This window comes from Solibacillus sp. NPDC093137 (genome assembly GCF_050280445.1).
GTDB classification, from domain to species: domain Bacteria; phylum Bacillota; class Bacilli; order Bacillales_A; family Planococcaceae; genus Solibacillus; species Solibacillus isronensis_B.
In genome coordinates this window covers 127,505-140,306 of sequence record NZ_JBNNVH010000004.1, presented here as the reverse complement: position 1 = coordinate 140,306, position 12,802 = coordinate 127,505, and the positions used below count along the sequence as shown (strand labels likewise).

Below are 12,802 nucleotides of genomic sequence, written 5' to 3'. Positions count from 1 at the left end.
GAACATATATAGGTATCGATAGGAGTGAAAACAAGTGATAAATAAAGAAAACATTAGAGAAGTCATTCTAACAAATAGAAAATTACTTCCTGGAATTTTATCTAAAGTAGATGAAGTTTTAAGTAAGGGTATTCAGTTTAAATTTAAACCTTTGCAAAGTATTCAAAGCTATTTAATTAAAAATGCTGAGGTGATTTTAGCGCCGTCGAAGTCACTTTCATATGGCGGGATGGTACTATACCGTAATTCAAATTATTACATCCATATAAATACGCTCCAGCCTAAAACATATCAAAACTTTGTATGGGGGCATGAATTTTATCATTTTGAATTTGAAAAAGAGCGTATTCAAAATGTAGATGAACCTACGTTTATAAATAATCCAGCACTTGATATTCATGAGCGTATGGCTAACTTGTTTGCAGCAGAATTACTCATTAATAATGACAGTTTAAAAGTGCTTTTTAATGAAGTTATGGAACAAAATCCAAATGACAGGCTTGAAGTAAATATTATTCGACTCATCCCTTACTTCGAGCTTCCTTACAAATCTTTAGTAATTAAGTTAGCTCAAGAAGGCTTAATTTCTATTGACCAAGCAGAAGTGATTATTGAATTGCAATATCGCAATTATTTACCAACAGATTTTGACTTATCAATTTTAGAGCCAACAAAGGCGATTAGAGTTGATAGTTTAAATATATTATTAGAAAAAACCATGGCATCAAATGTTTTACATGATTCGGATATTGATTCAATCATTTCAATCCGAGACAAGCATTTGAAGGACTTAGATGCTATACGGTATAACAAGGAGGAATAATAATTTATGGAAGAAAAACAGTACAATGCACCACAATTCTGCGAGGATATTGCAGAACACTTATTGAAAGGAGAATATATCGATTATGAACAAGTTGAAACGTATTATTTCATTGACAACAATACGTTAACCGATTTAGCCGCCTTAGCTAAACGTCACCCAGTGGAATTTCACACATTAATTCAACATTTAATGAACATTGGCAGTCCGGTGGCATTTATTCTTACTGAAGTCATATTTGAAGAAAGTATCAGTAACGTAAAAAATAAGCATCATTTCAACGCACTGTATAAGTCATTTTACAATGAATTAGGTGCAATTGCCCCTGTGTATATCGTTACTATGCAAGAGAATTTTGACCAGTTTGAAGTCTTAGATGGAGATTTTGAAACAATGTTTCCGCAGGATAAATATATTGACTTCGCAAAGCACTTAAATAGCAACCCAGGGATTTCTACCTTATTGAACGCTGCTACAACTATTAGTGACGTCGATAGTGCGTATCGGTCAGTGAGGGAAGATGCGGGCGAGCGTATGGCATTCTTATATATTCATGCTATGCTAGCCTCTCGAAAAAAAACTGTTAGGTTTTTAAGTAACGAAGACAAAGGGGTATATGGTAAGTGGTGTCAAGTTTATAGTGAAGACGCAACGCTTCACTCAATGGTAGATATTGCAGACGAAGATGAATACATACAGTTATTCCGTGTCGAATCATATCATAAAGTACTTTACGACTATGTAAGTACGCTAACTGAGCAAGATAGAAAAGACTTTTTATCTAAAGCGAGGCAAGGTGATTTGTTAAATTATCCTGTACGCTATACAGAAAAAACTGTAATTAAATACAAGGGAATTACCAATGAAAAATTTAATGATATTGTTATGGATGGGAACAGCACCATATACCATTAACAACAGATAACAGCCGCGCATTATAAATATATGCGCGGCTGTTTATTTTTTTGCTTAATGCAAGATTAAGTCTTGCTATTTTGATTGTGGATCTAAACCGGGCACAAATGCACACATGACGAATAATTAGTTTAGATGAATGTCCTTAGATTAATGTAAAAAGATATTTATGAACACTTATTTTTAAATTCATTTAAAAAATTTCCCGATTCTCAGGAAATAAAATGATTTAAATATGAATTAATCACTTATAAAGGTGTCATATTCCCAACTTATAAATCCTCTTTTAAGGAATATTTACCAGTATAATTTGGTTATCGGAATGGTATCCGACATAATAAGAGGGGGGAAATATAGTATGAGAAAGATATTTATAATTATGTTAACTTTAGGGCTTAGTTTATCTTCACTTACAGGATTAAACGTAAAAGCTGCAAACAATGAAGAGAATGTTCCGGAAATAGTTGACGGAACAAATATGAGTCTTCAGGAGATTGATGAATTACTTAGTTCATCTACAGAATACACAATTGAGCTTTCTGATCAACAAGTTGCTGAGCAATATGCCTTAAAAGAGGGAGTTTCTTTAGAAGAGGCATATAAAGCAGTAGCAGGTTATTCAAGTCAAAAAAATAAACTAGGAACATTAGCAGCATCTTCATGTTCATGGCTTGCAACCAATACATCGGTAACTATTAAAAATAAATCATATAAGCCAAATCTAATTGTTTATGTAGAGATATGTCGTTCAGGCGCGCAATATATTAACACTAACAAAAAACCTTTACTACAAGAGTTCCAAGCAAACGCAATTTCATTTAGTGGTACTATAAGTGTTGAACTTTTTAATGGACATTTTTATTACATTGTAAACGGTAATTTTTATAACTCGACTTCTACTACCCATACTGGAACTACAGGCGTAACTACAGTTTTTAGTGCTACTTATTCTGTAGGTTCAACTAGTAATTATTATGCATCTCTAACGACATCAAGAACAAAGCGTGATGTTCTGGGATATTAAGTTAGTATCTTCTATATACACCTTGTTTAATTTAAAGTAATCAGTAATGATTGTGGATTCTAACCCCCCATAAATATTAGATACTAAACTAATATTTATGGGGGTTTCTATTATTATTTATCTTATGGGAACAGATGGAAGGTGAAGGGAAACCGCCAATCATTTTTTGTAATTTGTATATTTATTATTGTATAGTTGAAAAATGCTGGATAAGTAAACTTAAATAGGTATAATTTTAAAAAAAGGGGGTTTTCCCACTCATGAAGAAATTTTTACTTTTATTTAGTCTCTTAACATTATTAGTTGGTTGTAACAATACAGTCGAAGCTGAAAAAGTATATACGGGAAAAGATTTAACAATTGGTATCATTGGTACAGCACCTAAGATCAAAGAAACTAATGTTACTTTTGAAAAAATTGATTTTAACGATTTAACAACTAATTTAGAAAAGATTACTTCTGATTTAGATGCCATTATTATTACAAAAGAATTTTTAAATGAGGCAGATGAAGATAAATATGTTAGTGTTTACATTAACTCAACGATTCCAACATTTTTTATGGAATCTACTAAGGCACATGTACCGTTTACAAATGAAGGTGTGGACTATGAGGACTTCCCTGAAGTAGATGCTTCTATCTATGCAATTGGTTTTCTAAGTACTGAAAGTGATGAAGGGTTTAATGAGCAAACTTGGAGATACCAATTAAAAGATAATAAAGAAAATGAACAAAACATCCAGTTAGTATACACTCGAATGTTTGAGACAATCGAATCTTTTAACTAAATGAGTATAAAGCTTTTACCTTATAATTAAACTAATAGCAGCCGCGCAATCGAAAATTATATGTGCGGCTGCTATTTGCATTTTATTAAAAGGACAATGAATAATATATACACATAGTGAACAGAGTCAGGACTATTCAAATAGTCTCGACTTTTTTTATTGTTAATTTGTTATGTTTTATACATTAATATTAAATATAAAAACTTGACATGGATAGTGAACGATATTATGATTATGTCAAGATAAATAGAAATCGAGGTTTTGATGAATGGCAAACCAACTTCAAATTCTCACCGAGAATTTTATGCAAACAGCCTTTAAATCAATGGTATATACAGCTAAGCAAGAGGGCATTGAATTAGACGAAAATCAAAATAAAGTATTGGATTTAATTATTGCAAATTCATCAACAGAATTAGATACGTCTGATATTCCAGATTTTTTGAACATCATTATTAAATGGTATGAGGAAAATACAGAGGTACTAAAGCAAAGATGCGAAAATTGCGGTGATCCTTTTAATGAGGATGCACGAACAGCGGTTAATACATTATGCGAAGATTGCAGGGAGGAAAATTAAGAATGAACGTTTCACAGACCCAGTTTTTAAAAGAATTGCAAAGCCAACTCAAAGTTGATGAAAAAAAGCACAAAACCTCGTTGTGGACTGTAATGGATTATAAATATGAATTATGTGTGCCAGCTTCAAAAGATTGTTTTGCGATCTATTCACCATTTACATATGAATTGTTACAACCAGATAAAGAAACATTTAACAATTTAATTGAGCTATTCAGTTTAGAAGGAGAGGCTACCAATATTTTAGATAACCTTGATTCACTTGGTGAAGATGAAATATTAGCGTGGGTGCATGAGCATGTTGATACAGAAGCCATATCGGTGCCGCAACAACAAGTGAGCTTCATAGTTAATAATCAGGTCTTTTTAACAAAAAAAGAAGTCGAACAATACTTAGAAAATGATGGTGCTAATAATCACTCACAAGATGCACACCCGTATGAAATGTCTCTTTATAAATCGGGTGCAATGGAAAAATTATTGGACATAGTTACAAACGCAGTATTTGAATAAAAAATATAGAGGTGAAAATTAAATGAAAGAACCAGTCAAAGTTGCGGTTGGCGAAATTATAGTGGAATGGTATTACCGATATTGGGGTGAAAAAGGAAAAGGATTTATCGAACATAAAGTCGCTCGTGTAACCCCTACAGGCCGCATTAAAACGACAGAGGGATTGGAATTGGATGAATATTTAAGACCGCGTGGAAAATCTCGACAAGGTAGTAGTGGTAGTTACAATTTTAACAGATGAATTAAAGGCGGAAATATATCTTCAGAATTTGAAAGACTCTTTAAAGGTTCAATTGGAAAATCTGGATCTTCATGAAAAAGTAACAGCTATTGCCCCATTAAAAAAGCGCTTGTCACCATTACGTTATCCTGGAGGAAAAAGTAGGATGATTGATTACTTATCAACGTTATTGCGACCGGAAAAATGCGATACGCTTATTTCACCTTTTTTAGGTGGGGGTGCGTTTGAGATTTCTTTGCTCGAAGCTGGAGTTGCAAAAAAACTCATATTAAACGACCTGGACTATGGTATTTATAGTTTGTGGTGGACGATTTTGCACATGCCAGATACATTAATTAGTCGAATTGAATCTTTTAAACCTACTCATAAGGCTTTTTTTCAGGCACAACAATTAATTAAGTCTGATTACCGTCATTTAGACATGTTGGAGGCAGCATGGATAACGCTACTTGTAAATCGCCTTGCTTATAGTGGTATTGCTAAAGCTAATCCATTAGGCGGTAAAAACGGTGATATAAAGAGTTTAACATCAAGGTGGAATCCGCGTACATTAATCAGCCGTATTAATGGCATTTATGCACTGGCCGATAAGATAGAAATTCATTGTGAAGATGCAGTAACTTTTATTGAAAATCATTTTTGGGAAGAGAATGCCACGCTATTTATTGATCCACCTTATTTTGAAAAAGGCCACGCCTTATATAACTTGTTTTTTACAGAGAAGGATCATATAAATTTAGCTTGGACGTTGCAAACAATTCATGATAGCTTTCCAAGCTCGGACGTAATAGTTACATATGATTTTCACGATTTTATTGATGGTATTTATAATAAAGTGGAACAGCGAGAGGTTATAGGACGACAATATTCAATCTAACTTTTTCCTAGTAAAAGTTACCGCAACAATAAAAATGACTGATATGAAGATTGGTCATATATAAAGGAGAAAACTATTGGCTTTTGGTAAAGATATTTCAGTTGCACTAAACAACTTACGTGAAACCGATCCTACAGCTTACGTGTAGATTATAAATAAAGATGTACTGTTTTTATAAAAGATGTACCGTTTTGAAAAAAAGTGTACCGGAATTTCCTATTTCTAAGAGGGAATTTCGGTTTTTCTTTTGAATTAAGAACCTTTGAAATGAAAATAAAGTTATTCAATTAAAGGGCCATATTGTGGAGTAATGCCTAAATGGCATATAGGTCTTACTTGGAATAAAAGAGACCCTAAAAGGGTCTCTTTCCATACAATAAATTTAAAGTTAATCCTTTATTTGTCGAATGATATCATGAACATCTACAAAAGATCTTTGCTCAATAATTTCACCTTCAGAAATACGTAAAAGTATCATAAGAGAAAATTTAGCGTCTTTTCCATTTGCGGGTACACCGGCAAATGGGATACCAGTATGTTTTCCTTCAAAGATAAAATAAGCGGCAACAAGATCTCGTTCAGCTACCATTTCTACAATGGGCATTTTAAAGCCCGGGAAAGCATCAAAGTTCTTCTTTTCTGATTCAATAAGGCCTTCTACACCCGGATATGGTGTGTCAATTTGTGGGTAAAATACATAGTCTTTATGGCAAAAATCTTTAAGTGCTTCATAGTTTTCTTGTTCAATTGTATCAAAAAAACTGCGAACTAATTCTTTATTAGCTTCTACTGACATGCTTCCAAACCAACTTTCAATTAAATTTTAAGATGCATCAATTATCTTAAAATGAATAAGATTCTCCATCATCTGGTACTAATACATTAGAAATTCCTTTTTCATTAATAAAGCTTTTTAATTCTTCTCTTGATAATCCCCAATGGTTTACAGCTTCCATATGAACAGCAACAATTTTAGCGTTCGGAGCAGCCTTTACTACCTCATAGACGTCATCTTTGCCCATAACCAGAGAACCACCCACAAGGAATTGGTTGTCTCCTGCATTGAGTACAATGATTTCTGGATTATGCGTATCGATTACTTCTTGCACAGCTTCATACCAAACTGTATCTCCAGCAACATATAATGTTTTCTCATTTGCATGTTTAAAGACAATACCACATGTATGACCCGCATGCTGTAAGATTTCACCTCTACCGTGTTCGCCTTTTGTTTTAATTAAGTGGACTCCTTCAAAAACAGTATCCTCTTCTAAAATATCAACATTTATGAAACCGGCGTTTTTAATTTCTGTTGCATCTTCACCATTTTGAGCAAAAACTTTAATATCTTTTGGCAATGCTTCTATTGCAGCCTCATCCCAGTGGTCTAAATGCATGTGAGTAACAATAACAGCATTAACATTAGAGATAATATTCTCAATGGACATCGGTAAGCTGACTAAAGGATTTTTTTGATCTTGTCTTGGTGCAGGTGGTAAACCTACATCCGAACCAAAGGCTGGAAGAGTCCCTTTTTCTGCAAACATTGGATCGACTAAAAATTTTTTCCCTGCGTATTCAACAACGATTGTTGCATTACGAATTTGATGTATATTCATGATATAAACTCCTTTTTTTTGAAAATTTCTTGGAACAATGTATAGTCTATACTATGACCCATTGACGGATACATAGATTAAATAAAGTCTTTTGACCGTTTTACTTTATTAATGAAAGGAATTAAATAAATGTTGGATTATACGGACATGAAGATCTTAGATGAATTATCAAGAAACAGTCGAATTACAATGAAAGAATTAGGAGAAAAAGTCCATTTGACTGGACCGGCCACATCGGCAAGAGTGGCAAAATTAGAGGACAGTGGAGTTATTGAAGGGTATACGATTAAAGTAAACCGAGTTAAATTAGGTTGTTATATACATGCTTTTATTACCATTATTACAGAAAGTATTTTTCATCAACCTTATCTGTCATTTATTAAAACGCAAGATGAATATTTAATAAATAATTATAAAATCAGTGGAGATGGTTGTTATATTCTTGAATGTAGATTTCCTTCCAACGAGTTAATGAATCAATTTTTAGAAGAACTAAATAAACATGCTAACTATAAATTATCGATTGTTATAAGTAAATAGTGTATCGATAGAAATGGGACTTTGAGGAAAGGTAGCCAAACTAAACTGTTGGGTTAATTCAAGAAAAATGGTGCTTTTATTAGTTATTCCATTAAAGGGCCATATTTTTGAACAACTAGTTGTCTTGAAAGCAAAGAGATTATTATTGAAATGGTAAGTTTTAAATAAGATTTCATTATTATGAAAGTTGAGAATTTAAAATAACTACAAAAGAGATGCCTCTGATTTAGAAGCATCTTTTTTATGTTTCATCCTTTAAATTTAAGTAATCTGATTGAATTTAAAATGACAATCAAAGCAGCGCCTGTATCACTTAATACGGCCATCCAAAGTGTAAGGTATCCTGGGAAAATTAAAGCTAGAGCAGCGACTTTTATGATGATAGAGAACCAAATATTTTGCTTAATAATTCGTAACGCTTTTTTACTTAACTTCATTGTATGCGGTAATTTTTCAAGATTATCAGCCATTAAAACTATATCTGCTGTCTCCATAGCAGTATCTGTTCCAGCACCACCCATGGCAATACCTAAATCGGCTGTTGCGAGTGCAGGAGCATCATTTATACCGTCTCCAACCATTGCTACTTTATGTCCTTCATTTTGTAATTGCTTAACGGCATCTACTTTGTCTTCTGGTAATAATTCTGCAAAATAACGGTTTACATTTGATTCGGATGCAATTAATTTTGCTGTTCCTTCATTATCTCCTGTCAACATGACTGTTTGCTTAACACCACTTTGTTGTAATGCATTTAATGCAGCTGCAGATGTGTCTCGGATTGTATCAGAAACAGCGATAATCCCCATGATTCCTTCTTGCGATCCGATGATTACAACAGATTTACCTTTTCTTTGAATTTTTTGAACAGGTTCAACCACATTTTCTAATGATATATGGAGATTTTCGAATAATTTTAGATTTCCGGCGTAATATGTTTCTTCTTGAATCGTCGCTTGAACACCTTTCCCTACAATACTCTTAAATGAATCACCATTTTTGGATTTTATTCCTTTTTCATTCGCATGATTCACGATTGCTTTTGCTATAGGGTGTGTTGAATATTCTTCAAGAGTGAGTGCAATTGAAAGTAATTCCTCTTCAGATTTGTCGAAAGATTTTATTTCAGTTACTTTCGGTTTCCCTTCAGTTAACGTACCAGTTTTGTCAAATGCGATAGCAGTAATAGCACCTGCTTTTTCTAGGAATGTTCCACCTTTAATTAAAACACCATTCTTCGCTGCATTTCCAATTGCTGATACGATAGCAACTGGAGTAGATATAACTAAAGCACAAGGACAAGCGACAACAAGTAGTTCCAAACCTTTATAGAACCACTCACCCCAAGTGCCAAAACCTAATAGAGGTGGAAGTACCATCATGACTAATGCCACAATGAATACAATCGGTGTATAAATACTTGCAAATTTATCGACAAAGGCTTCTGTTGGTGCCTTTTTCTCTTGTGCCTCTTCGACTAATAGAATAATTTTTGAAATCGTCGTATCTTCAACTAGCTTCGTTACCTTAATATCAAGGGAACCATGTTCGTTGATTGTTCCTGCATAGACAGTATCGCCAATCGTTTTATCTACAGGAATCGATTCACCTGTAATCGGTGCTTGATTAATACTGGATTCTCCAATGACGATTTCACCATCGAGTGGGATTTTTTCGCCTGGTTTCACAACAATAATGTCACCAACGTTGACTTCATCGACAGGTACTTTTGAAATCTCTGCTCCAACTTTAACCCATGCCTCAGCAGGAGCTAAGTCCATTAAATTACGAATGGAATTTCTAGTACGTTCAATTGATCGATTTTGAAGGTAGTTACCTATGGCAAATAACCAAACAACGGTTGCACCTTCAAACCATTCGCCTATAATAGCAGCGCCAATAGCGGCCGCAGACATGAGTACATTCATATCCAATGAACGACTTCTAAGTGCATAGAAAGCACTTCTAACAGGCTTAACTCCACTAATCACCATTGCAATAGCGTATAGAATAGTCGATAGTACAGGAGGGATTCCAGCAAATGATCCGATAAATCCAAAAGCCAACAATACACCAGACAAAATTACCAAATTATTGCCGTTAAATATTTTCCCTTTTTGTTCAACTTGTTGCTGTAGGTTCTTATCTACTAATGACGCTTGATAACCGATTTTAGAAACTTCCGAGATAATCTCCTGTACACTATTCGAATGTTCAATTTTCATTTTCCCCGTAGAGAAATTGACGTTTACACTTTTAACCGATGGAAGGGTACTTATGTGATTTTCGATACTCTTTGCACAACTACTACAATCCATACCAACAATATTAAATGTTTTTATATTTTCTTTTTGCTTTAAAGATTCTGCAGAAAAGCCCAGCTTTTTGATTTCTGTTTCAATTGGAAGTAATGCATCAGAACTAGTCGCAGCAATCTGCATTTTCCCAGTGCTGAAATTAACCTTAACTTCCGCTATATCTTTAAGTTTACTCAAGCCCTTTTCAATCGTTACGGCACATGCACCACAATCCATTCCATGAACTCGATATGACATTTTTTCTAAGGGTAATGAAGAAGCTAAATCGGACCCGTTTGACGGTTGTTCAAGAGCGCTTGAACTTGCTTCCTTTGATGAATGACTACAACAACATGCTACTTCTTCATCTTCTGATTCATTTGAACTGTTAGTACTACAACAACTCAATTGTTCTTGATTCGAAACCGGAATAGACGAATTTTCTGAATCCTTGACACTTGAACAACAACTTGTTTGATTTGAATCCGTTTTAACAGTTGAACTGCAACAACTAGTTTCGACTGTTTTTGAACTATTATTTGAGCTACAGCATTCTTTAGCCAATGTAATTTCCTCCTAATCTATATGACGATCACAACATGCCATATCATTTTCTACATCTTCAAGAACAACATCAAACATGGTTAATAAATCTCTTATCTGTTGATTCCGTAAGCTGTAGTAAACGTATTTTCCTTCATTTCGACCGACAATGATTCCACAACCTTTTAAACAAGCGAGATGTTGTGAAATGTTCGACTGATTCCCATTAATTTCTTCTATAATTTGAGAAACTGTTTTTTCTTGTTCTTTTATACATTCAAGAATTTGAATTCTTGTTTTATTTGAAAACCCATGAATTAACTTAACTTTCATGTCTACATCCATTATTTGCATAAAATACCTCCTACATATTAGTAAAAACGAATACGTTATGTTACTATCATATTAGCTTTTTCTAATATGTGTGTCAATTTTCTTTCAGAAACCAATTTTTTTAAGGGGAAATTGAATAAGGAAGGTAGGGCGCTTTTCTTGAAAAAAAGTCCCTTGTTCAATTAAAGGATCAGATTGTTGAATAACAATTTTTTTAGGGATGTTTCAAAAAATGCCCCAAAAGACGGTCTGTGAAGGTTATACTTCAACTAACGGAGAAGATTACTTCAAGAATAATTCCCACTAAATAACTAATACGATTGTGGAAAGTGTCAATATAAATAAATATAACCTTGTAGGGTGATATTTATTGTTTAGTTTCTTGTAGTACATGGAATGTCTATAATAATGAGGTTGATGGATCTTAGTTATTGACTGACAAGTTATTTAACCAATTTAGGAGTGGCAATAGTGATGAAACAAAACTTAGAATATATCTCACAACTAGTGTATGACACCTACAATATTCCACTTTTTATTTTCAATAAAAAAAGTCAGCGTACTCGTACTATTGGCGAAAGCTTAAAGTCCCCAATATTTGATTCAGTAGAACTATATCTAAATAGGCTTATTCAACCTGAGGACCAGCAAAACGTTCCTTTACTCCGCATTACAAACTATTTAGAAACATTTATTATCTTACATGTATCTTCAGACGAAGCAGTCATCATCGGACCTTTCACTAACTTCCAAATGACCGAAAACAGTGTAAATGGTATTGTGCATGATTATCATATTCCTTTAAGTTACCAGGAAGAGTTATACGAGTACTACAGTCAATTAGAATTGTTAAATCAAAAACAAATTGTATCCCTCTGCTCACTTACGTATTTTTTAATTTATCAAGAGCCTCTTGATAGAGAACAAGTGCGATCTCAAATTTTTAATTTGGATGAAATTGAACTAGCTCATTCTGAACAGGTAATACGGCATCTTCGTTTAGAGTCTTCTTTTCATTTGGACCATAAAATTGAACAAAAAATTTGGCAATATGTAAAAGAAGGTAAAAAAGAAAAACTGTTGCAGCATCTAGAATCTATTGACATGGAAGGAATGAGTCAACTTTCGAAAAAAAGCCACCTTCGTAACATGAAAAATCAAGTCATCATTTATATCGCACTCGCGACAAGAGCAGCTATTGAAGGTGGGCTTTATCCTGAAATTGCCTATACAATGAGCGATCTTAGCATTCAAAAAGTGGAAGAAACGCATGACTTACAAAAAATATTTTTAATTGGTGATAGTTTATTATTTTCATTAGTTGACCGGATGAATGAAAACAAGGAAAGTAAGCATTCTAAAGCTGTGAATATGTGCAAAAATTATATATTTAATCATATTTTTGAACCCATTTCGATTCAGGAATTAGCTGACCTCGTTCATTTAAATCCTGTCTATTTGTCACAGCTCTTCAAAAAAGAAACAAATAAACCCCTAGGGAAATATATTCAAGATGAAAAATTAAAGGAAGCACAAAAGCTATTAATTCAATCGGACAAAACCATCGCTGACATATGCATGCTGTTGCATTTTAATAGCCAAAGTCACTTTACAAACTTATTTAAAAATTATACAGGTATAACACCAAAAGAATACCGAAAGCATCCACCCATTTATTAACAAAAAAAACGGCTAATCTGTTGTAGATTA

14 protein-coding genes are annotated in these 12,802 nt (G+C 33.5%); 10 read left to right on the top strand and 4 right to left on the bottom strand.

Annotation, left to right across the window (positions count from 1 at the left end; all coding sequences use genetic code 11):
• Nucleotides 1-34 precede the first annotated feature (34 nt).
• From ACQKN3_RS14935 to ACQKN3_RS14900, 8 genes are all read left to right on the top strand, one after another.
• Nucleotides 35-823, top strand: coding sequence for an ImmA/IrrE family metallo-endopeptidase (locus ACQKN3_RS14935; protein ID WP_427712827.1), 789 nt, complete (start codon nucleotides 35-37; stop codon nucleotides 821-823).
• 6 nt (nucleotides 824-829) lie between these two features.
• A complete protein-coding gene (locus ACQKN3_RS14930; RefSeq protein WP_427712825.1) occupies nucleotides 830-1,738 on the top strand; it encodes a hypothetical protein in 909 nt (302 codons plus the stop codon).
• 358 nt (nucleotides 1,739-2,096) lie between these two features.
• Nucleotides 2,097-2,762: a hypothetical protein gene (locus tag ACQKN3_RS14925; RefSeq protein ID WP_427712822.1), complete on the top strand. Its 666-nt coding sequence runs from the start codon at nucleotides 2,097-2,099 to the stop codon at nucleotides 2,760-2,762.
• Nucleotides 2,763-3,022: 260 nt separating this feature from the next.
• Nucleotides 3,023-3,550 (top strand): hypothetical protein, encoded by a 528-nt coding sequence (locus ACQKN3_RS14920; RefSeq protein ID WP_427712819.1) that lies wholly within the window; start codon nucleotides 3,023-3,025, stop codon nucleotides 3,548-3,550.
• Between the two features lie 268 nt (nucleotides 3,551-3,818).
• Complete coding sequence (locus ACQKN3_RS14915; protein WP_427712817.1) at nucleotides 3,819-4,130, top strand: hypothetical protein; 312 nt, start codon at nucleotides 3,819-3,821, stop codon at nucleotides 4,128-4,130.
• A gap of 2 nt (nucleotides 4,131-4,132) precedes the next feature.
• Nucleotides 4,133-4,642, top strand: coding sequence for a hypothetical protein (locus ACQKN3_RS14910; RefSeq protein ID WP_427712815.1), 510 nt, complete (start codon nucleotides 4,133-4,135; stop codon nucleotides 4,640-4,642).
• A 22-nt stretch (nucleotides 4,643-4,664) separates the two neighbouring features.
• Complete coding sequence (locus ACQKN3_RS14905; RefSeq protein ID WP_427712812.1) at nucleotides 4,665-4,883, top strand: hypothetical protein; 219 nt, start codon at nucleotides 4,665-4,667, stop codon at nucleotides 4,881-4,883.
• Nucleotides 4,858-5,760, top strand: a complete 903-nt coding sequence (locus ACQKN3_RS14900; RefSeq protein ID WP_427712810.1) for a DNA adenine methylase — start codon at nucleotides 4,858-4,860, stop codon at nucleotides 5,758-5,760. Before ACQKN3_RS14905 ends, ACQKN3_RS14900 begins: the two co-directional genes overlap by 26 nt.
• Nucleotides 5,761-6,148: 388 nt before the next feature.
• Here the strand turns inward: ACQKN3_RS14900 and ACQKN3_RS14895 are convergent, their stop codons facing one another.
• A complete protein-coding gene (locus ACQKN3_RS14895; protein WP_427712807.1) occupies nucleotides 6,149-6,556 on the bottom strand; it encodes an ester cyclase in 408 nt (135 codons plus the stop codon).
• Between the two features lie 46 nt (nucleotides 6,557-6,602).
• A complete protein-coding gene (locus ACQKN3_RS14890) occupies nucleotides 6,603-7,379 on the bottom strand; it encodes an MBL fold metallo-hydrolase (protein ID WP_427712804.1) in 777 nt (258 codons plus the stop codon).
• 129 nt (nucleotides 7,380-7,508) lie between these two features.
• On the opposite strand from ACQKN3_RS14890, the gene ACQKN3_RS14885 reads away from it, so the two are divergent.
• Nucleotides 7,509-7,919, top strand: a complete 411-nt coding sequence (locus ACQKN3_RS14885) for an Lrp/AsnC family transcriptional regulator (protein WP_427712801.1) — start codon at nucleotides 7,509-7,511, stop codon at nucleotides 7,917-7,919.
• A gap of 248 nt (nucleotides 7,920-8,167) precedes the next feature.
• On the opposite strand, the gene ACQKN3_RS14880 is transcribed toward ACQKN3_RS14885, so the two are convergent.
• Together ACQKN3_RS14880 and ACQKN3_RS14875 are read right to left on the bottom strand one after the other, a co-directional pair.
• Nucleotides 8,168-10,648, bottom strand: coding sequence for a heavy metal translocating P-type ATPase (locus tag ACQKN3_RS14880; protein WP_427713004.1), 2,481 nt, complete (start codon nucleotides 10,646-10,648; stop codon nucleotides 8,168-8,170).
• A gap of 144 nt (nucleotides 10,649-10,792) precedes the next feature.
• Nucleotides 10,793-11,113, bottom strand: coding sequence for an ArsR/SmtB family transcription factor (locus tag ACQKN3_RS14875; RefSeq protein ID WP_427712798.1), 321 nt, complete (start codon nucleotides 11,111-11,113; stop codon nucleotides 10,793-10,795).
• 453 nt (nucleotides 11,114-11,566) lie between these two features.
• Here ACQKN3_RS14875 and ACQKN3_RS14870 point away from each other — a divergent pair, with 453 nt between their 5' ends.
• Nucleotides 11,567-12,772, top strand: a complete 1,206-nt coding sequence (locus tag ACQKN3_RS14870) for an AraC family transcriptional regulator (protein ID WP_427713001.1) — start codon at nucleotides 11,567-11,569, stop codon at nucleotides 12,770-12,772.
• The last annotated feature ends 30 nt before the right edge of the window (nucleotides 12,773-12,802 follow it).